The sequence below is a fragment of the Streptomyces albus subsp. albus genome (assembly GCF_000725885.1).
Taxonomy (GTDB): Bacteria; Actinomycetota; Actinomycetes; order Streptomycetales; family Streptomycetaceae; genus Streptomyces; species Streptomyces albus.
The window spans coordinates 50,993-70,655 of record NZ_JODR01000017.1 but is presented as its reverse complement, the minus strand read 5'-3'; the positions used below and the strand labels follow the sequence as shown (position 1 = coordinate 70,655).

At 75.1% G+C, this 19,663-nt stretch carries 14 protein-coding genes; 11 read left to right on the top strand and 3 right to left on the bottom strand.

The window, feature by feature from the left end:
• Positions 1 to 29 precede the first annotated feature (29 nt).
• On the bottom strand, positions 30 to 1,328 hold the full coding sequence (locus IO40_RS0120205) for an SGNH/GDSL hydrolase family protein (protein WP_031175869.1): 1,299 nt from the start codon (positions 1,326 to 1,328) through the stop codon (positions 30 to 32).
• A 994-nt stretch (positions 1,329 to 2,322) separates the two neighbouring features.
• Here IO40_RS0120205 and IO40_RS0120200 point away from each other — a divergent pair.
• Both IO40_RS0120200 and IO40_RS0120195 read left to right on the top strand, forming a co-directional pair.
• Entirely contained in the window at positions 2,323 to 3,699 is a 1,377-nt protein-coding gene (locus IO40_RS0120200) for a DUF445 domain-containing protein (RefSeq protein WP_016469165.1), read from the top strand.
• 109 nt (positions 3,700 to 3,808) lie between these two features.
• Entirely contained in the window at positions 3,809 to 4,678 is an 870-nt protein-coding gene (locus IO40_RS0120195) for a fumarylacetoacetate hydrolase family protein (RefSeq protein WP_016469164.1), read from the top strand.
• An 87-nt stretch (positions 4,679 to 4,765) separates the two neighbouring features.
• Here IO40_RS0120195 and IO40_RS0120190 read toward each other — a convergent pair whose 3' ends face one another.
• On the bottom strand, positions 4,766 to 5,839 hold the full coding sequence (locus IO40_RS0120190; protein ID WP_016469163.1) for a Gfo/Idh/MocA family oxidoreductase: 1,074 nt from the start codon (positions 5,837 to 5,839) through the stop codon (positions 4,766 to 4,768).
• A 666-nt stretch (positions 5,840 to 6,505) separates the two neighbouring features.
• On the opposite strand from IO40_RS0120190, the gene IO40_RS0120185 reads away from it, so the two are divergent.
• The 9 genes from IO40_RS0120185 to IO40_RS0120140 all read left to right on the top strand — a co-directional run bounded on the left by IO40_RS0120185 (position 6,506) and on the right by IO40_RS0120140 (position 18,770).
• Positions 6,506 to 7,288 (top strand): GntR family transcriptional regulator, encoded by a 783-nt coding sequence (locus IO40_RS0120185; protein ID WP_016469162.1) that lies wholly within the window; start codon positions 6,506 to 6,508, stop codon positions 7,286 to 7,288.
• Positions 7,289 to 7,857: 569 nt separating this feature from the next.
• Positions 7,858 to 11,598: a hypothetical protein gene (locus tag IO40_RS34920; protein ID WP_031175867.1), complete on the top strand. Its 3,741-nt coding sequence runs from the start codon at positions 7,858 to 7,860 to the stop codon at positions 11,596 to 11,598.
• Positions 11,599 to 11,734: 136 nt separating this feature from the next.
• On the top strand, positions 11,735 to 12,889 hold the full coding sequence (locus tag IO40_RS0120170; RefSeq protein WP_016469160.1) for a TIGR03364 family FAD-dependent oxidoreductase: 1,155 nt from the start codon (positions 11,735 to 11,737) through the stop codon (positions 12,887 to 12,889).
• Positions 12,886 to 13,635 carry a phosphonatase-like hydrolase gene (locus tag IO40_RS0120165; protein WP_016469159.1) on the top strand — a complete coding sequence of 250 codons (750 nt, stop codon included), beginning with the start codon at positions 12,886 to 12,888 and terminating at the stop codon, positions 13,633 to 13,635. Before IO40_RS0120170 ends, IO40_RS0120165 begins: the two co-directional genes overlap by 4 nt.
• On the top strand, positions 13,628 to 14,683 hold the full coding sequence (locus IO40_RS0120160; protein WP_016469158.1) for an ABC transporter ATP-binding protein: 1,056 nt from the start codon (positions 13,628 to 13,630) through the stop codon (positions 14,681 to 14,683). The genes IO40_RS0120165 and IO40_RS0120160 overlap by 8 nt, the downstream gene beginning before the upstream one ends.
• A complete protein-coding gene (locus tag IO40_RS0120155; protein WP_016469157.1) occupies positions 14,676 to 15,689 on the top strand; it encodes a 2-aminoethylphosphonate ABC transporter permease subunit in 1,014 nt (337 codons plus the stop codon). The genes IO40_RS0120160 and IO40_RS0120155 overlap by 8 nt, the downstream gene beginning before the upstream one ends.
• A complete protein-coding gene (locus IO40_RS0120150) occupies positions 15,670 to 16,473 on the top strand; it encodes an ABC transporter permease subunit (RefSeq protein ID WP_031175866.1) in 804 nt (267 codons plus the stop codon). Before IO40_RS0120155 ends, IO40_RS0120150 begins: the two co-directional genes overlap by 20 nt.
• 56 nt (positions 16,474 to 16,529) lie before the next feature.
• Entirely contained in the window at positions 16,530 to 17,606 is a 1,077-nt protein-coding gene (locus IO40_RS0120145) for a 2-aminoethylphosphonate ABC transporter substrate-binding protein (protein WP_031175865.1), read from the top strand.
• Between the two features lie 384 nt (positions 17,607 to 17,990).
• On the top strand, positions 17,991 to 18,770 hold the full coding sequence (locus IO40_RS0120140; RefSeq protein WP_016469154.1) for an HAD-IIA family hydrolase: 780 nt from the start codon (positions 17,991 to 17,993) through the stop codon (positions 18,768 to 18,770).
• A gap of 82 nt (positions 18,771 to 18,852) precedes the next feature.
• Here IO40_RS0120140 and IO40_RS0120135 read toward each other — a convergent pair whose 3' ends face one another.
• Positions 18,853 to 19,653, bottom strand: a complete 801-nt coding sequence (locus IO40_RS0120135) for a CbtA family protein (protein WP_016469153.1) — start codon at positions 19,651 to 19,653, stop codon at positions 18,853 to 18,855.
• Between the last annotated feature and the right edge of the window lie 10 nt (positions 19,654 to 19,663).

Below are 19,663 nucleotides of genomic sequence, written 5' to 3'. Positions count from 1 at the left end.
CGGCCCTCGCGGCGCGCGGCGGCCGGGGCTCACAGCTTCGCCGGCCGCGAGCCCTTCAGCGTCTTGAGGTCCAGGGCCTGGGCCATGGCCCGGTAGCCGTTGTCGCTCGGGTGCAGATGGTCGCCCGAGTCGTACGCCGCACGCAGCCGCTCGGGGTGCGCCGGGTCCCGCAGGGCGGCGTCGAAGTCCACCGTCGCGTCGAACACCTTGCCGCTGCGGATCTGCTCGTTCACGGCCTGGCGGACGGCCTCCATCCGCGGGTTGTACCCGCGGTGCCCGCCGAACGGCGTCAGGGTCCCGCCGACGACCCGCAGCCCCCTGGAGTGCGCCTGCCGCACCAGGTCCCGCATGCCGTCGACGATCTGCCGCGGATCGCGCTGCCGCGGCGGCTTGATGATGTCGTTGAGCCCCATCTCGACGACGACGACCTTCACGCCCGTACGGGAGAGCACGTCACGGTTGACGCGGCTCAGCCCGCTCGGCCCGTTGTTGGGCGAGAACTTGCTGCCGTCCACCAGGATGCGGTTGCCGCTGATCCCCGCGTTCAGCACGCTCAGCCGGGGCGCGTCGCGTTCGGTGCGCAGCCGCTCGGCGAGGAAGTCCGTCCAGCGGCGGTTCGCACCGGGGCTGGAGGTGATGCCGTCGGTGATCGAGTCGCCGAGCACGGCGACGGCCCCGTCCGTCTCGGCGCTCCACACGTCCACGGCCGTCAGATACCGCCAGTACGGGCTCTGCTGGGTGAAGGCCGTACCGGAGGTGTCCTCGGTGCGGTCACCCTCGGCCACGTAGCTGGTCTGCCGTGCGTAGGGGTGGTAGGTCACCGGGCCCGAGGGGGTCGGCGAGTAGGTCGTGACCAGCAGATCGGCGGCGTGCGGCACGTTCAGCCGCACCGAGTCGCTGGTGACCTCACCGCCCGCCGGGATGGTGACCGAGGGCTTGTTGCCGAAGCTGAGACGGCGCATGCTGCCCGCCGCGGCCGTCGGGTTGCTGGGCGCCGCCGCGAGGGCGACGGTCGCGTGCGAGATCGTCAGCGGGCGGTTGCCGAACAGATTGGACAGCTGGATCCGGGCCTGGGTGCCGCCGACGGACGTGTGCACCACGTTCCGTATCGACATGTCGGCGAACCCGTCGCGGCTGTTCGGCTCGGCCGCCGCCGGGGCGGCCGACCAGGTGCCGACCCAGTTGCCCGAGGAGGCGGGCGCCGCCGAGTTGCGGGACTGGGGGGAGTCCTCGCCCAGTCCGGTGCCCTTGCTGCCCACTCCGATGAATATCGCGGTCGACACGAGGACCACGATCGCCGCAAGTCCGGCGAGCAGGGCATAGCCCATGTTCCTGGTCACGCGCGATGGTTCTCCTCGGCTGAACGAAGCCCGCGGCTCCGGTTGGTCGGCGGTGCCATGATCCCACGAAAGGGGCACGGAACCCGTCGGGGGGCCGTGCGCCGCAGGGCCGGCCGGGGGGTCTCCCGGCACGGCACCGAGTCCTTGCTGATGCTGTTTTCCGTGTTGTTTTCCGTGTTGCCGATCAGACAGACGCGCAACAGCCTCGGTCCGTTCCACCGAGTGGTGGCGGAGGGAGAATGGACGCCCCCGGGCCCCCTGCCGGACCGGGGGCGGGGGGCGGTGTCCAGGGCGTCCAGGGGGACGGTGGGAGCGGATGGAACGGACGAACGAGGATGAATTGCCCGGTCGCGGAGATGTCGGCGTGAGAGCTGTCACACACGACGCTCCCGCATCCGGGGCACACCGCCTTCACAAGGACGGAGCGGTACGCCGAACGGGTGCACACGGCCCGGCCGGGTCGGCGGGAGACCCGGGCGCCGGACCCGCGGGGGCTCCGGGCGCCGGGGCTGCGGAACCTGTGGAGGTGCCGGGCGCCGAGTCTGCGGAAGCACCGGGCGCCGGGTCCGCCGGACCCGTGGAAGTGCCGGGCGTCGCGTTCGCGGATCCCGTGGAGGTGCCGGGCGCCGGGTCTGTAGGAGGGGCGGGTGCCGGTACGGAGGTGTCCGGACCCCGTACGTCCGTGGCGCTGCCGCCGGTCCCCGACGGTCCGGCGGACGCCGACCGCCCCGGTGGTACGGGCGGCTCGGGTGGCGCCGGTGGTGCTGGTGGGTCTGGTGGCCCGGGTGGTGCGGGGAACTCGGGCTGGGCCGGTGGTGCCGGTGGTGGCGATGGGTCTGGTGGCGTGGGTGGCCCGGGTGGTGCGGGTGGTGCCGGTGGGGCAGGCGGTACGAGTGGTCCGGGTGGTCCGGGTGGTGCCGGTGCTCCGGGGGGTACGAGCGGGCCGGGCGGCAGCGACGGGCCCGGGGGTGTCGGCGGACCCATGGGCTCGGGCGGGGCCGGTGGGGCCAGTGGTCCGGGTGGCGCGGGGGGCCCGGGCGGCGCCGGTGGTGGCGGCGGTCCCCTGGGGCCCGGTGGGGCGCGGGGGCCCGGTGGGAGCGCCGGGCTGACCGCCGCCGACGAGGAACGCCGTCGCGGGGTGCGCCGGATGAAGGCCATCGCGACCGCCGCCCTGCTGCTGATGGCTGCCGTCTTCGCCCTGGCCACCTGGGCGGAGCACGCCGGGGCCGGGGCGTGGAGCGGATACGTGGCCGCCGCGGCGGAGGCCGGCATGGTGGGTGCGCTCGCCGACTGGTTCGCCGTCACGGCCCTCTTCCGCCGGCCCATGGGACTGCCCATCCCGCACACGGCCATCATCCCCACCAAGAAGGACCAACTCGGGCAGAGCCTCGGCGACTTCGTCGGGGAGAACTTCCTGTCCGCCGACGTGGTCCGCGCCCGGCTGCGGGCGGTGGGTATCGGCAGCCGTCTCGGTTCCTGGCTCGCCCAGCCCGAGAACGCCGACCGGGTGACCGCCGAACTGTCCACCGCGCTGCGCGGCGCGCTCACCGTGCTGCGGGACTCCGACGTGCAGGCCGTCGTCAGCGAGGCGATCACCCGCCGTGCCACTGCCCAGGAGATCGCGCCCGGGCTCGGCGGCCTGCTGGAGCGGATCGTCACCGACGGCGGGCACCGCCGCGTCGTCGACCTGGTGTGCACCCGGGCCGCCGAGTGGCTGGAGGAGCACGGCGACTCGGTGATGGCGGCCGTCGCGGGCGGGGCACCGGGCTGGACGCCGAGGTTCGTGGACCGCAAGGTCGGCGAGCGCGTCTACCGCGAACTGCTCCGCTTCGTGACGGAGATGCGGGACATGCCCGAGCACCCGGCGCGGGGGGCCGTCGACCGGTTCCTCACCGACTTCGCCGCCGATCTGCGCTCCGACCCCGACACCCGGGCCCGGGTCGAACGGCTCAAGAACGAGACCCTGGCCCGCAGCGAGGTGCAGGACCTCATCTCCTCCGCCTGGGGCGCCGTGCGGTCGATGCTGGTGGCCGCCTCCGAGGACGAGCGCAGCGAACTGCGGGTGCGGGCCCGTACCGCCCTGCTGTCCCTGGGGCAGCGGCTTGCCGCCGACGGCCGGCTCAGCGGCAAGGTGGACGGCTGGGTCGAGGGGGCCGCCGTCCATCTGGTGACGACCTACCGGGACGAGATCACCTCCCTCATCTCCGAGACGGTCGCCGGCTGGGACGCCGAGCACACCTCCCGCAAGATCGAGGCGCACATCGGACGGGACCTCCAGTTCATCCGCATCAACGGCACGGTCGTGGGCTCCCTGGCCGGTCTCGCCATCCACACGGTGGCGCATCTGCTGGGGGCCTGACCCGGCTACGGCCCCCTACGGCCCCCTACGGTCCAGTACGTGAACGCGGTCTTGTGGATCTGAACACCCTCTTGGAGGATCGGCTGATTCGCCTGGGAGGGAGAGCGACGTGAAACTGCTGCGCGTCGGAACAGCGGGAGCCGAACGCCCCGCGCTGCTGGACGAGCACGGAACACTGCGCGACCTGTCGGGGATCGTGCCCGACATCGACTCCGGCCTCCTCGCCGACCGTGCCGCACTGGCACGGGTACGGGAGGCGGCAAAGGCCGGCCGGCTGCCCGAGATGGCGGGCGGCACGGAGGCCGACGGGCTGCGGACCGGACCGCCGCTGACGGGCATCGGCAAGATCGTGTGCATCGGGCTGAACTACCACGACCACGCACGCGAGACCGGCGCCGCCGTCCCCGAGGAACCGATCGTCTTCATGAAGGCGCCCGACACCGTCGTCGGGCCCGACGACACCGTCCTGATCCCGCGCGGCAGCCGCAAGACCGACTGGGAGATCGAACTCGCCGTCGTCATCGGCCGCACCGCCCGCTATCTGTCCTCCCACGAGGAGGCCATGGCCGCCGTCGCCGGCTACACCGTCGCCAACGACGTGTCCGAACGCGCCTTCCAGATCGAGCGCGGCGGACAGTGGGACAAGGGCAAGAACTGCGAGACGTTCAACCCGCTGGGCCCCTGGCTGGTGACCGCCGACGAGGTGCCCGACCCGCAGGCGCTGGCCATGCGCCTGTGGGTCAACGGCGAACTCCGTCAGGACGGCACCACGGCGGACCAGATCTTCCCCGTCGCCGAAGTGGTCCGCTACCTCAGCCACTTCATGACACTCCGCCCCGGCGACATCGTCTCCACCGGCACCCCCGCCGGTGTCGCCATGGGACAGCCCGAACCCAAGCCCTACCTGCGTGAGGGTGACGTCGTGGAACTGGAGATCACCGGCCTGGGCCGCCAGCGGCAGGTCATGAAGTCCGCGTGAGCCGGCGCCCGCTCACGGCGGGCTGCGGGCCCGGGTGGGCTCGGCACCTGCTCACGGGCTGCGGGCCCGGGTGGGCTCGGCGCCCGCTCACAGGGTGCGGGCCCGCGTGAACGAGCGTGCCGTCTCCAGCACCTGGAGGGTGGCCGCCGCCTCGTGCGCCGTCACGGGCGGCGGCGTGCCCTCGCGCAGGGCGGCGGCCACCGCGTCGTAGAACGCCGGGTAGTCGCCGTCCAGCGTCGGCACCCGCCGCACCTCGTCGAGCGCGCCGAGCGTGCCCCACGCGGACTCCGGCTCCACACCCCAGCGCACCCCCTCCGCGGGCCGGGCACCCTCCCGCAGGGCGCCCTCCTGCGGATCGAGGCCGTACTTGACGTACGCCGCCCTGCTGCCGAGCACCCGGAAGCGCGGCCCCAGCTGGGCGGCGGTCGCGCTCATCCACAGGTGGGAGCGCACCCCGCTCTCATGGGTGATGGCGATGAAGGTGTCGTCGTCCGCCTCGGCGCCAGCACGGCGCACATCGGACTCCGCGTAGACGGAGGCGGCCGGCCCGAACAGGGTCAGCGCCTGGTCGACCAGATGGCTGCCCAGGTCGTACAGCAGACCGCCCACCTCGACCGGGTCGCCGGACTCCCGCCAGCCGCCCTTGGGACGGGGCCGCCAGCGCTCGAACCGGGACTCGAAGCGGTGCACCTCGCCCAGCGCGTCCTCCGCCAGGAGCGAGCGCAGGGTGAGGAAGTCGTTGTCCCAGCGGCGGTTCTGGAACGGCACCAGCAGCAGCCCCGCCGCCTCCGCCTTGGCCGCCAGCTCACGGGCCTCGGCGGCGGTGGCCGCCAACGGCTTGTCCACCACCACCGGCAGCCCCGCGTCCAGCGCCTGGTGCGCCAGCCGGACGTGGGTGCGGTTCGGGGTGGCGACCACCACCAGGTCCAGCCGGTCCGCCTCGGCGAACAGCTCGTCGGCCGAGGAGAGGGTCCGCACCGGGCCGCCGGCCCCGCCCGCTTCCCGGGCGTGCCGCTGCCGCTCGGGATCGGAGGTGACGACGGTGTCCAGAGCGAGCCCCGGCGTGGTGGCGATCAGCGGGGCGTGGAAGACCGAGCCGGCCAGACCGTAACCGAGCAGGCCGACACGGAGCGGAGCGTGGGAGGTGTCCATGCGGTTCATGTTTCCACCCTGACAAAGCGCTCCCGACCGGGCACGCCCCGGTCGCCGCCCCGGCCGACGTGGTACCGGCCGCCGCGCCCTGGCCGGGCGGGCTGCCGCCGGGCGGACGCGGGGTGCCGGGTGCCCTGGCCGCGCGGGCGGGCGCCGGATGCTGTCGTCGGGGGGGTGCCGGTTTCTTGGCCGGGCAGGCGCCGGCTGCCGCTGGTGTGGGTGCCGGTGACCGGTGTCGGTGCCGGTGTCGGTCGGGCGCCGACTGCCCTGGTCGGACGAGTGACGGCTGCCGCTGGCGGGTGGGTGCCGGTGTCGGGTGAGCGCCGACTGCCCTGGCCCGGCAGGCGCCGACTGCTACTGGTGGGTGGGTGCCGGCTGCCCTGGTCGGGCGGGTACCAGTGCTTTCTGTCGGCACGCACGGGCTGTCGCCGTCGAGCGATGCCGACTGTCGTTGTCGGGCGGGGTTTCGGCGTCCACGGGCTGCGACTGTCGGGTGGGCACCGGCTCTTTTCGTCGCATGCACCGGCTGCCGTCGGTGGGGCGCCGGCAGGTTCCCGGTGGCACGCACCGGCCGCCTTCGGGCAGGCGCCGGCTGTCGCAGCCGGTACCCGCCGGCCGGCCCCGCCGTGAAGGGCGGCACCCCGTGTGCGGGGTGGCGCCTGGCAGGATGCCCGGGTGGCTGCCTCGCGTGAAAGCACCGTTCCCTACGAGATCCCCGCCGACGGGGCGGCCCCCGTTCGTGCCGGGATTCCCGAACACGGCCGCGTGCCCAAGTACTACTGGCTCAAGGCCCGGCTGGTCCCGCTGCTGGAGGAACTGGGGGAGGGCGGCCTCCTGCCGACCGAACGCGAACTGGCCCTGCGCTACGAGGTGTCCCGCGAGACCGTCCGCCAGGCCCTGCGGGAACTGCTGCTGGAAGGGCGGCTGCGGCGTGCGGGCCGGGGCACCGTCGTGGCCGGGCCGAAACTGGCCCAGCCGCTCGCCCTGGCCAGCTACACCGAGGGCGTCCGCAGACAGGGCCGCGTCCCGGGCCGTACCCTCATCGGCCTGACCCGGCACCCGTGCCCGGCCCCGCTCGCCGCCGACCTGGGAACCGCACCCGGTGAACCGGTCTGGCACCTGGAGCGGGTGCTGTTCGCCGACGACGAACGCGTCGGACTGGAGTCCACCTACATCGCGGTGGCGCGTGTCCCCGACCTGGAGGCGGACTTCGACCCCGACTCCTCCTTCTACGCCTACCTGCGCGACCGGCTCGGCATCCGGTTCGGCCGGGCCGAGGAGCGGCTGGAGACGGTGCTGGCCACGCCCCGCGAAGCCCTGCTCGTCGGTACCCCGCCCGGTCTGCCCATGCTGCTGATCCACCGGCGCTCCCTGGACACGGCGGGCGCCCCCCTGGAGCGCGTACGGCTGCTCTACCGCGGTGACCGGTTCAGCTTCACGGTGCGTCTCGGCGAGTGACCCGCTGTCCCGGAGGCGCTGTCGGTCCCCGTCCCTAGCATGACGATCATGACGACAACGGGGAACGGACCGGCCGCGCAGACCCTGCGCGGCCTTCTCGCCACCACCGGGGCCGGCCCGGCGGCGGAAGCACCGGCACAGCGGGGCACCGCCCGCCGGGCGGTGGAGACGGCCGGCCCGGCGCGCACCGTCGCCGCCGCCGTCCACGCCGCCGGCGGCGTGGACGCACCGGCAGCGCGGCGTCTGCGTGAACTGGCCGCACAGCTCGGCGACTCGGCCACGCGCTGGCTGGGCGTCCACGACGCCCTGGCCCGTCACCGCGGCACCCTGCCCGCCCTGCTCGCCGCCGTCCCCGCGCCCGCACCGCCGGCCGCCCCCGGGCAGACGCGGCCCCCGAGCCCCGCAGCGTCCCCGCCACCCTCGCCCTGCTGCTGGAACACGCGGCACCCGAGGCCGCCGCCACCGCACTGGCCGCGCTGCCCGACCGGACGCTGGAGCACCTGCTGGCCGGCGGCGCCCTGCCGGGACCCTCGCTCACCGCCGCCGTCGTCGCACACGGCGACACCCGTGTGCGTACCGCCCTCGCCCGGCACCCGCGGCTGGACACCCGGGTGCTGGCCCGGTTGCTCGGCACCCGTGACCCCGCGGTCGGCGCCGCCGTCTACCGCAACCAGCGCGCCACCCCCTCCCTGCGCCGCACCCTCGCCCACCGGCTCGACGAGGTGCCGATGGACGCGGCACTCCGGGCCGAACTGACGGACCCCGCCCGCGAGGTGCCGCGCACCTGGCTCGCGCCGCTGCTCGGCTGCGGCGACCCGCAACTGGTGGGCCGCGCGCTGGCCGCCGTCGAGGTCCGGGGCGTGGCCCAGCAGTACGCGCTGGTACGGGTGTGGGAGCGGGCCGGTGCCGACGCGGTGCGGGCGCTGCTCGCCGACCGGAACGTCAGCCGGTACCTGGCGCGGCCCGTCGTGGCGGCCACCCTCGCCGCCCTGGACGAGGACGACGGGCCGGGCGCCGCCCCGCGCCGGCTGTACGAGAGCGGCGAACCCTACGAGGACCCGGCACGCCTGCCGGCCCTGCTGGCCGTCACGCGCGGCACCAGCAGCCTGCGCGACCTGCTGTCCGAGCCGTACGTCCACGACATCGCGGCCCTGTCCCGGGCGCACGCCGCACGGCCCTTCATGCCCAAGGCGTGCGAGGAACTCGCCCGCCACGAGGACGCCTCCGACGAGCAGCGCCATGCCTTCCGGCTCTCCGTCCTCAACGAGCCCTGGCGGCGCGGCGGTCGCCGCTCCGGCAACATCACGCCGCCCGGGCAGCGGCTCGCCGAGGAGGAACTGGACGAGAACGCCGCACGGTGGGCCGAGGGCATGGCGGCGGCCGGGCTCCTCGACCCGGCCGCGCTCGTGCACGCCGCACGGCCGGCCCGCCACGCCCTCGCCGCCCTCGACCGGCTCGCCCGGCGCGGTCTGCTCACCGGCGCCGCCCACGCCCAACTGCGTTCCCTGGCCGGCACCCACCTCGGCGACCGCCCCGCGGCCTGGGCCGCCATCGACGACCTGCTGCCCGCCCACGACGGCACCCTCTACGACCTCATCACCGCGGCAGGCCGCACCGCCGGCCCGCAGGAGGGACCGGCACCTGCCACCGACGGCGGCTCGGGCGCGGCTGCGACGTCTGTCGCCGGTGCCGCCGCGGTGGCCGACGGTGCGCCGACTGCTGGTGCCGCCGCGCCGGTTGCCGCCACCGCGCCGGTTGTCGCCACCGCGCCGGTTGCCGCCGCCGCGCCGGCCGCTGACGCCGCACCGGCTGCCGGTGAGGCCCCGGACCCTGGTGCGGTTCCGGGTTCCGGTGCGGTCCCGGGCCCTAGTGCCGCTGCGGCCCTCGGTGACGTCCGGGGCTCGGTCGCGGCCTCCACTGCCGGTGCCGCCCCGGCCGCCCATGGTGTCCCCGGTCCCGGCGTCGGTCCGGACGCCGGGAATGCCCCGGGCGCTGGGGCTGGCCCGGACTCCGGGAGTGCTCTCGCCGCCGGGGCTGGCCCGGACTCCGGGAGCGCCCCCGCCGCAGGGGCTGGTCCGGACCCCGGTAGTGCCCCGGCCGCGGGGGCTGGCCCGGACTCCGGGAGCGCTCCGGCTGCTGGGGCTGGCCCGGACTCCGGGAGCGCCCCCGCCGCAGGGGTCGGCCCGGACTCCGGGAGTGCTCTCGCCGCCGGGGCCGACCCGGACACCGGGAGCGCCCCCGCCGCAGCGGCCGGCCCGGACATCGGGAGCGGCGGCGCCGCAGGTGCCGGGCGTGCCGGTGAAGCGGGTGCGGCTGCGGGTGGCGGCGAGCGGGAGGCGCACGGGGAGGCGCCGCCCGCCACGCCGCCCGCCGCGCCGCGCGGGCCCGTGGAGCGGGCCGCCCTCGCCGCGCTCGACCTGCTCCGTTCGCTGGCCGGAGGGGACGCTCCCCTGCCCGAGGACCCGGGCGTCCTGCGGTTCCTGGCCCGGCACAGCCGTGCGGACGCACCCGGTCTGGCCACCCCGGTGTGGCTCCGACGGGCGTGCGCCGCGCAGGGGATACGGCCGCCCGAGGGGAGGTTCTGGTACGTCGCGCCGCTTCCCGCGCAGCTGCGCAACCAGCCGCTGTCCCCGCCCTCCACCCTGGGGTCGAGCGCGGTGCCGACCGAACGGGCCTACCTCCAGGGCATTGTGACCCCCGAGGCGCTGCTCGACGGGCTGCCGGCCCGTCATCTGCTGCAAGTGCCGTACGACTGGCGCCGGTTCGCGTTCGTCCAGGCGTGGCGCGACGCCCTCGCGCGCCGGCTGCGGGCCGCTCTCGGTACCGACGCGGACGCGTGGCTGCGGCTCGCCGCGACGGCCGCCGCCCGCGCCGATCGGACCTTCGACGACACGTCACCGGACATCTCCTGGCTGGAGTTGATCCGCCTGGCCACCGCTCCCGGCGCGGCCGGCCCGCGTGCCGCCGAGCCGCCCGCTGCGGCCGGCCCCGCCCGGCGTCCGGCGGAGGCCGCGGCGTGGTTCCGGCCCACGCACCGTCCGCGCACTCCGGACGAGGCGCTCCGGCTGCTGGAACACGGCGACCATCTGTGGACCTGGCCGGAGGGCACCTTGTTGTGTCTGGCCGACGCGGCGGTCCTGGACGCCGTCCTGCCGCGTCTGGGACCTGACGGGCCGTGGCTGCTGGCCGCCTATCTGCTGCGGTACGACCGCACCCCGCGGCACGTCCTGGACCGGCTGCTGGCCGGGCGGGACCCGGACGCGCTGCGGGTGCTGGCCGCCCAGTCCCGGTGGCTGTCCGAGGGCATGACGGACCGGCTGGTGGACCTGGTGGACGCGAAGGTCGATCTGGCGCTGCTGCGGTACGGCACCGGTGAGCGGCTCGCCCGCCGTATCGTGGCGCGGTCCCGTCCCGGTGCGGTCGGCCGGGTGGGGGCGCTGGTGCTGGAGCGGTTGCGGGCCGAGCCCGCCGCCGAGCCGGCCGGCGGCGACCGCTGGCTCGACTCGGCCGAACCGGAACTCGTCCGGGAGGTGCTGGCCCGGCGGGGGACCGAACTGTCCTTCGTGCGGCAGGTCCTGGGCTGTCTGCGGCTGGTCGAGCACGGGGGCGCGCCGCAGCTCGCCGCGCTGGTCGCCGCCGGGCGGCTGGGGCAGGGCGCCATGAAGCTGTGCGCCAAGGCGCTGTCCGGCCCCGATCCGGCCGCGGTGCTGCGGGCCCGGCTGGAGCGGGAGACGGCACCGGCCAGGCTGGTGGCGCGGCTGCGGCGGGCCGGGAACCGCTGGCAGGCCAGGCACGTGGTGGAGTCCGTCCCGACGGCCGTGGACTGGACCGCGCTGGAGGCCGCCCACCGGCAGGAGCAGCCGCTGCCGTACTGGGAGGACCTGGTGAATCTGCCCGGCGTACCGGCCGGTGTCCGGCTGCGGCACGCCGCGCTGGTGCGGGAGCCGGGGCCGGACGGTCTGCCCGACGGTGCCGAGGTCACCCGGGCGCGTGCGCGGCACGGTCTGGGCGGGCTGTACCACTGGCCGGCCGCCGTCCAGTTCGACGGGCTGCTCGCCTCGGGGATGCTCTCCGCCGGAGATCTGCTGCATGTGGCGGCCCCCGCCGCCCAGGTGCTGGCCTATCTGAACAGTGCCGCCCGCCGCGGTGACGCGCCCGCGCCGGCGGGGGAGGCGCTGCGGGAGCTGGCCGTGCTGGTCCGGTCCCGGCTGGGCACCGACGAGACGGCCTGGCGGCGGGTGACGGCCCGTCTGACGGGGCGTGATGCGCAGTGGGACCCGGTCTCCCCGGTAGCCGCCCTGCTGGACTGACGGGAGAGGGGGACGGGCCTGCCCGGCGGGCCCGCCCTCCCTTGGTCACGGAACGGTAACGGGTCCGGACCAGAATTGCCGGGGCGTTCACCCGGCCGTCGCCGTCCGGTCATCGCGGCCCGCGAGGGTCGGCCCCATGCGAGTCATAGTTGTGGGAGCGGGCGTGCTGGGGACCATGCACGCCTGGCAGGCGGTGCGGCGCGGGCACGAGGTCGTGCACCTCGAACGCGAGGAGCAGGCGCGTGGCGCCTCGGTGCGCAACTTCGGCCTGGTCTGGGTCGGCGGCCGGGCGGACGGCCCCGAGCTGGAGGCGGCCCTGCGGGCCCGCGAACTGTGGGAGGAGATCGGCGACCGGGTGCCGGCACTCGGCTTCCGCGCGGGCGGGTCCCTCACCGCCGTCACCACCGAGGCGGAGCTGGCGGTCGCCCGGGCGGCGGCGGAGCGACCCGACGCCGCCCGGCGCGGCTACCACCTGCTGGACGCGGACCAGGTGCGGGAACTGAACCCGGCGCTGCGCGGCAGCGCGCTGCTGGGCGGCCTGTGGTGCGAGCGGGACGCGGCCGTGGAGCCGCGTACCGCGCAGCGCGCGCTCCAGGAAGCGCTGCGTGAGGATGCCGCCGGCCGCTACGCCTTCCTCGGCGGGCGTGAGGTCCGCGACGTGCTCGCCCCGCGTCCCGGTGCTGCCGCCGCCGCGGTGCGGGACGACCGGGGGGAGGTCCACGAGGGGGACGCCGTCGTCCTGTGCACCGGCGCCTGGCTGGGCGGACTCGTCAGGGAGCTGGTGCCCGAGGCGCCGGTGCGGCGGGTGCGGCTCCAGATGATGCAGACGGCACCGCTGGACGAGAAGCTGACCACCTCCGTCGCGGACGCCGACAGCTTCCGCTACTACCCGGCCTACGGCGGCCCCGCCCTCGACGCGCTGACCGCCGGCCAGCCGCAGCCGCCCGTGGCCGCCGAACACCGGATGCAGCTGCTCATGGTGCAGCGCGCGGACGGTTCGCTGACCATCGGGGACACCCACGAGTACGCGACACCGTTCGCGTTCGACGTGGACGAGGACCCCTACCGGCATCTGACACAGGTGGCCGAACGGCTGCTGGGCCGCCGGCTGCCGCCGGTGCGCCGGCGCTGGGCCGGGGTGTACGCGCAGTGCACCGATCCGGGGCGGGTCGTCCTGCGGGAGCCCGTCCCCGGCCGCCCCGGCACCTGGCTGGTGACCGGGCCCGGCGGGCGCGGCATGACCTGCTCGCCCGCCATCGCCGAACGTACCGCCGACGAACTGGGCTGGTGAACACAGTGACGACAGCAACCGGCACCACGGCAGCCGACGCGGGGGCCACCACACTGGTGGTGCTCGACATGGCGGGCACCACCGTCGCCGACGACGGCCTGGTCGAACGGGCCTTCGCGGCGGCGGCCGGCCCGCTGGGCACCGAGAGCGGCACCCCGGCCTTCGCGGCGATGCTCGACCACGTCCGGGCCACCATGGGCGAGTCGAAGATCTCCGTCTTCCGCCATCTGGCCGGCGGCGACGAGGAGCGGGCGCACCGGGCCAACACCGAGTTCGAACGCGCCTACGGGCGGCTGGTCGCCGAGGGGCACTGCGCACCGGTCCCCGGCGCGCGGGAGGCCATCGAACAGCTCCGTGCCGACGGCCGCACCGTGGTGCTGACCACCGGTTTCGCCCGCGTCACCCAGGACGCCATCCTCGACGCGCTCGGCTGGCGCGATCTGGTCGCCGCCACCCTGTGCCCCGCCGACACCGGCCCGCACGGGCGCGGCCGTCCCCACCCCGATCTGGTGCTCGCCGCGCTGCTGCGCACCGGCGCCGCCGACGACGTGCGGCGGATCGCCGTCGCGGGCGACACCGCCTACGACATGCGCTCGGGCCGCCGCGCCGGGGCGGGCGTCGTGGCCGGGGTGCTCACCGGCGCCCACGACGCCGACACCCTGCGCGCCGCCGGTGCCACCCACGTACTGCCGTCCGTGACCGCCCTGCCCTCCCTGCTCGCCGCCGCGGAGAGCCGCGATGAGTGAGGCGCGGCGCAGCGGCATCCGCTTCGAGGAGGTGACCGTCGCCTACGACGGGACGGTCGTCCTCGACGGCTTCGACCTGACCGTCGAGCCCGGCGAGGTCATGGCCCTGCTGGGGCCCTCCGGCTCCGGGAAGACCACCGCGCTGCGTGCCGTCGCCGGGTTCGTGCGGCCGGCCGCCGGCCGGGTGCTGATCGGTGACCGCGACGTCACCGGTCTGCCGCCCCACGCGCGGGACGTGGGCATGGTCGTCCAGAGCTACGCCCTCTTCCCGCACATGCGCGTCGCCGACAACGTCGCCTTCGGCCTCAAGGCACGCAGGACGCCGCGCGGCGAGATCGCGGCGCGGGTCGCCGAGGCGCTGGAGATGGTGGGGATGGCCGACTACGCCCGGCGCCATCCCCGGGAGCTGTCCGGCGGCCAGCAGCAGCGGGTCGCGATCGCCCGCGCGCTGGCCGTACGGCCCGGTGTGCTGCTGCTGGACGAGCCGCTGTCCGCGCTGGACGCGCGGCTGCGCAGCGGGATGCTCGCCGAACTGGACCGGCTGCACCGCGAACTGCCGGACGTGTCGGTGCTGTACGTCACCCACGACCAGGTGGAGGCGCTGACGCTGGCCGACCGGGTCGCCGTGATGGACCGGGCCCGGCTGCGGGAGGTCGGTACGCCCGAGCAGCTCTACCGGGCGCCGCGGCGCACCTTCACGGCCGATTTCGTGGGCGCCGCGAACCTGCTGCCGGTCGTGGGCGCCCCCGGCGGCACGGTGCGGTTCGGCGACGCGCGGCTGAAGGTCGCCTCACCGGCGCCGTCCGCCGGGGCCGAGGCCACCCTGTGCGTCCGGCCGCACCGGATCACCCTGGGGGAGGAGGCCGCCAACGTGCTGCGGGGCACCGTGACCGCTGTCCAGTGGCGGGGCGCCACGCACCGGGTGGCCGTCGAGGTGGCGGGCCGGGAAGTCGTGGCGGAGCTCCCGGAGACGGCCGAGCCGCCTGCCGTGGGGGCCGAGGTGCCGCTCTCCTTCGCCGTCCGGGACGGGGTGCTGGTCGATGACTGAGACCCGACCGGCCGCGACGGCCTCCCCGCGGACGGCCCCGGCGTCCACCGGCCCCGCGGCGCCGGCCGCGTCCGCGTCCGATACGGCGGAGCGGCCGGGCACCGGGGCGGCTCCCCCGCGCACGAGGGGCGCGGGCCCGTCCCGCCGGGCCGGCGGATCCGGGCTGCGCCTGCTGTGGTGCCTGCCGCCCCTCCTCGTACTGACGGTGATCTTCCTCTATCCGCTGGCGCTGGTGGTCGTGGAGGGCTTCCGCGGGGGCACGGGCACCTACCGCGAGGTGTTCGCCTCGCAGGCGTTCACGGACGCGCTGGTCACCACGGTCGCCCTCGCGGTGGGGGCTACGGTGGGCTGTGTCGTCCTGGGCTTCGTCCTCGCGCTGGTCGTCGCGTTCGTGCCGTTCCCGGGCAGCAGGGGCGTGGCCCGGTTCGTCGATGTGTTCCTGTCGTTCCCCTCGTTCCTGATCACCCTGGCCCTGCTGTTCGTCTACGGCACCGTGGGCATGGCCAACGGACTGTGGACGGGCGTCACCGGCGCCGAGGAGGGCCCCTTCCGGTTCCTGACGACGCCGTGGGGCGTACTGCTCGCCGAGATCACCTACTTCACGCCGTTCGTGATGCGCCCGCTGCTCGCGGCGTTCGCGCAGGTGGAGACGGGACAGATCGAGGCGGCCTCGTCACTGGGCGCCCGCCCGGCGCGGATCGTGCGCCGGGTGATCCTGCCGGAGGCGTGGCCGGCGCTGATGGCGGGCGGGAGCCTGGTGCTGGTGCTGTGTCTGAACGAGTTCGCCATCGTGCTGTTCACGGGGGCCAAGGACGTGGTGACGCTGCCGATGCTGGTCTACAGCAAGGCGATCCTCTCCTCCGACTACACCGCGGCCTGCTGTGTGGCCACGGTCAACGTCGTGCTGTCGGTGGGGCTGTACGCCCTCTACCGGTACGTCACCGGAAGGGCCGGCAGGACCGGCGGGACCGGAAGGAGCAGCCGTCGTGCTGGTGCACTCGCGTAAGGGCCGCTGGGCGGCGTGGATCTGCTTCGCGGTGCTGTTCGTGCCGCTGTTCGCGGTGCCGCTGCTGGTGATCGTGGCGGCGTCGTTCGCCACCAACTGGAGCGGCGTGCTGCCCTCCGGGTCCACGGTGGAGCACTACGCGGCGGCCACGCGCGGCGAATCGCTGGCGGCACTCGGCGTCAGCCTGCAAACGGCACTGCTCGCCAGCGTGCTGGCCCTGGTGATCGGTACCTGGGCGGCGCTGTCGGCCGCGTCGGCGGCCCGGCACGGCTGGGTGCGGCGTGTGCTGGACGCGCTGTTCGTGCTGCCGGTCGCGGTGCCGTCTGTGGTGGTCGGCCTGGCCGTCCTGGTGGCGTACAGCAGGCCGCCGGTGGCCTTCAACGGCACCCGCTGGATCGTGATGCTGGCGCACACGGTGCTGGTGACGGCGTTCGCCTACCAGTCGGTTTCGGCGGCACTGGCCCGGCTCGACCCCGCCTACGAACAGGCGGCTGCCTCCCTGGGCGCCCGGCCGTGGTACGTGCTGCTCCGGGTGAAATTGCCGCTGCTGCTGCCCTCGCTGACGGCGGCCACCGGGCTGTGCTTCGCCCTGTCGATGGGCGAGCTGAGCGCCACCATGATGCTCTACCCGCCGGACTGGATGCCGCTGCCCGTCCAGATCTTCGCCGCCACCGACCGGGGCTCCCTGTTCACCGGCTCGGCACTGGCGGTCGTCCTGATGGCGGCCACCTCCCTGGTGCTGTTCGCCGTCTCCCGCGTCCGTACGCGGGCCTCCTACCGCTGAGACCGGCCGCCGGCCCGCAGCCGGTTACGTCCGCACACCCGAAAGGTTGCTCCCTCATGTCCCCGTGCACCCGTGTCCGTGCGCACTCTCCCGCCGCCGTCGTGCTGGCGGTGACCGCGCTGGCCGCCACCGGCTGCGGCGGCACCGGCTCCGCCGCGTCCGGTGACGACAAGGTCGTCACCGTCTACAGCGCCGACGGTCTCAAGGGGGAGACCGGAAACGGCTGGTACGACGAGCAGTTCGAGGCGTTCGAGCGCAAGACCGGCATCAAGGTCAAGTACGTGGAGGGCGGCTCCGGCGAGATGGTGCAGCGCACCGACCGGGAGAAGAACAACACCCAGGCCGATGTGCTGGTCACCCTGCCGCCGTTCATCCAGCAGGCCGACAGCAAGGGCCTGCTGGCCCGCTACGTGCCCGAGGGCGCCGCCCACATCCCCCAGGACCAGCGCCCCGCGAACGGGCACTGGACGCCGCTGGTGAACAACTACTTCGGATTCATCCACAACACCGAAAAGCTGCCGAAGCCGCCCACGACCTGGGAGGACCTGCTGGACGCCAAGTACAAGGACAAGCTCCAGTACTCGACGCCGGGTGTGGCCGGTGACGGCACGGCGCTGGTCATCAAGGCCGTCCACGACTTCGGCGGTCGCAAGGCGGCCATGGACTACCTGGGCAGGCTCCAGAAGAACAACGTCGGCCCCTCCTCCTCGACCAGCAAGCTGGCCCCGAAGGTGGACAAGGGGGAACTGCTGGTCGCCAACGGTGACGTGCAGATGAACTACGCGCAGGCCGAGACGATGCCGAACCTGGGCATCTGGTTCCCCGCCGCCCGCAAGGGCAAGGCGCCGACCACGTTCGCGCTGCCCTACAGCGCGGGCCTGGTCAAGGGCGCCCCGCACGCGGGCAACGCCAAGAAGCTGCTGGACTTCCTGCTCGGTGAGCGTCCGCAGCGGGAGGTCTCGTCCATCGGCGGCGGCTTCACCGTCCGCGAGGACATCGAGGCCACCGACGACAAGGCCAAGGAGCTGGCCCGGCTGATGAAGGGCGTCGAGGTCTTCCGTGCCGACTGGGACGAGGTGGCCACCCACCTCGACTCCTACGTCTCCGACTGGCAGCACGCCACAGGCAGCTGACCCCCGCACGGCACCGTCCACCCCCTCAGCGGCGGCGCGGACGCCCGGGCCCCCGCCCCGGACCCCCGCCCCGGGCACCCGGCCCCGGCGTCCGTCGGCCCCGCCGTCGATCCGGGAGCGTGCCCCCGGATGACCGGTCCCGGGCACCCGGCCGGCTCCCGGCGTCGGCACTTGCCCCCGGACTTCGGCGCTCCGGCCCCAGCCCCCGGGCCCCGGGCCCCCGCCCCGGCACCCGTCCGTCCCGCCGTCCGGTGACGCGTCGCCTCGGCTGACCGTCACCGGCCGCTGCCGCTACGCTGAGCGGCGGCGGCCGGTTCCGTGCCCCGGTGTCCGGGGCCGCGTCCCCGCCGGCCGGACCACCGCGACACTGGCAGGAGCCCACCCGTGGCAGAGCGCAAGCCGATCGAGTCCTGGCTCACCGACATGGACGGTGTGCTGATGCACGAGGGGATCCCCGTCCCCGGCGCCGACTCCTTCATCAAACGGCTCAAGGAGTCGGGCCGGCCGTTCCTGGTGCTGACGAACAACTCGATGTATACCCCCCGGGATCTGCACGCCCGTCTGTCCCGGATCGGCCTGGACGTGCCGACGGAGAACATCTGGACGTCGGCGCTGGCCACCGCGCAGTTCCTGGACGACCAGCGGCCGGGCGGCACCGCCTACGTGATAGGGGAGGCGGGGCTGACCACCGCGCTGCACGACATCGGGTACGTCCTCTCCGACGCCGACCCGGACTACGTGGTGCTGGGCGAGACCAGGACGTACTCGTTCGAGGCGCTGACCCGCGCGATCCGCCTCATCAACGACGGCGCCCGGTTCATCGCCACCAACCCCGACGAGACGGGCCCCTCCGCCGAGGGCGCCCTGCCGGCCACCGGTTCGGTCGCGGCCCTCATCACCAAGGCGACCGGCCAGGACCCGTACTTCGTCGGCAAGCCCAATCCGCTGATGATGCGGGCCGGCCTCAACGCCATCGGCGCGCACTCCGAGACGAGCGCGATGATCGGCGACCGGATGGACACCGACGTCCGCGCCGGCATGGAGGCCGGGCTGGAGACGTTCCTGGTGCTGACGGGGCTGACCCGCCCGGACGAGATCGAGCGCTACCCCTACCGGCCCTCCAGCGTGGTCGACTCGATCGCCGACCTGGTGGACCGCATCTGAGAGCGGTGTCCCGCTCCGTGCGGAGCGGGACACCGGACGGGAAGGGCCGCGGGGTGCGGGACGCCGCCCCTCGCCGGCCCTCTCAGGCCGGCGCCGGGGTGCGCCGCCGCCGCAGGGCGGGAGCGGCGAACAGGGCGCCCAGCACGGCCCACAGGATGACGTGGGAGGCCAGCGACAGCACCCGGAAGTCCCACAGCAAGTCTGCGGGCACCGGCACCGGATCGGGGTTGTCCGGCAGCAGGAAGAGCGCCGCCAAGGTGGCGGCCACCGCGAGCGCGGCCCCCGTCTGGCGGGCCGGCAGCCCGTGGCCTGCGGCCCCGAGCCGCAGATGCACCTGGCGGGCCAGGACCATGCCCAGGACGCCGATGACGAGGGCGGCCAGCCACAGGGCCTGCCGCTCGGTCACGGTGCCGCCGTCGCCGACCCCGGGCGGATTGGCCGGGTAGCGCAGCGCGGGCAGCAGGGAAAGGGCCAGGAACCCGGCGCCGGCCAGCCCCATGGCCCGCTGCCAGGCGCGGTCTCCGGTCTGCGGCGCGGTGCGGTGCACCAGGGCGTGCGCGAGGGTGAAGAACACCCCGAGCGCCAGACCGGCCACCACGGCGGTGACGACCAGCCCGAGGTGCTGGGTGCCCCGGCTGAACAGCTCCTCGGCCTCGGCGGCGTGGCTGTGCCCGCCGTGGTGGGAGGCGGCGGCGGACCGCTGCTCCTCCAGCCGGATGGCCCGGTCCATCAGCGGCTCGGCCAGCAGCAGGGAGAACAGCCCGGAGAGGAGCCCGGCCAGTCCGCCGGCGGCCAGACCACGGCCGAGCAGCGGCAGCAGGGGATAGGGGGCGGTGGGGCGGGAGGGGGCCGAGGGCGGGGTCGGCCCGGTGGTGACGGACATCGGTGCGGCC

Excerpts from the sequence above, each read along its gene's own strand:
- IO40_RS0120170 (WP_016469160.1), top strand. The coding sequence starts at position 11,735 with ATGCGAGTCATAGTTGTGGGAGCGGGCGTGCTGGGGACCATGCACGCC.
- IO40_RS0120190 (WP_016469163.1), bottom strand. The coding sequence starts at position 5,839 with ATGAACCGCATGGACACCTCCCACGCTCCGCTCCGTGTCGGCCTGCTC.
- IO40_RS0120160 (WP_016469158.1), top strand. The coding sequence starts at position 13,628 with ATGAGTGAGGCGCGGCGCAGCGGCATCCGCTTCGAGGAGGTGACCGTC.
- IO40_RS0120205 (WP_031175869.1), bottom strand. The coding sequence starts at position 1,328 with ATGGGCTATGCCCTGCTCGCCGGACTTGCGGCGATCGTGGTCCTCGTG.
- IO40_RS0120200 (WP_016469165.1), top strand. The coding sequence starts at position 2,323 with ATGGGCTCGGGCGGGGCCGGTGGGGCCAGTGGTCCGGGTGGCGCGGGG.
- IO40_RS0120155 (WP_016469157.1), top strand. The coding sequence starts at position 14,676 with ATGACTGAGACCCGACCGGCCGCGACGGCCTCCCCGCGGACGGCCCCG.
- IO40_RS0120135 (WP_016469153.1), bottom strand. The coding sequence starts at position 19,653 with ATGTCCGTCACCACCGGGCCGACCCCGCCCTCGGCCCCCTCCCGCCCC.
- IO40_RS0120145 (WP_031175865.1), top strand. The coding sequence starts at position 16,530 with ATGTCCCCGTGCACCCGTGTCCGTGCGCACTCTCCCGCCGCCGTCGTG.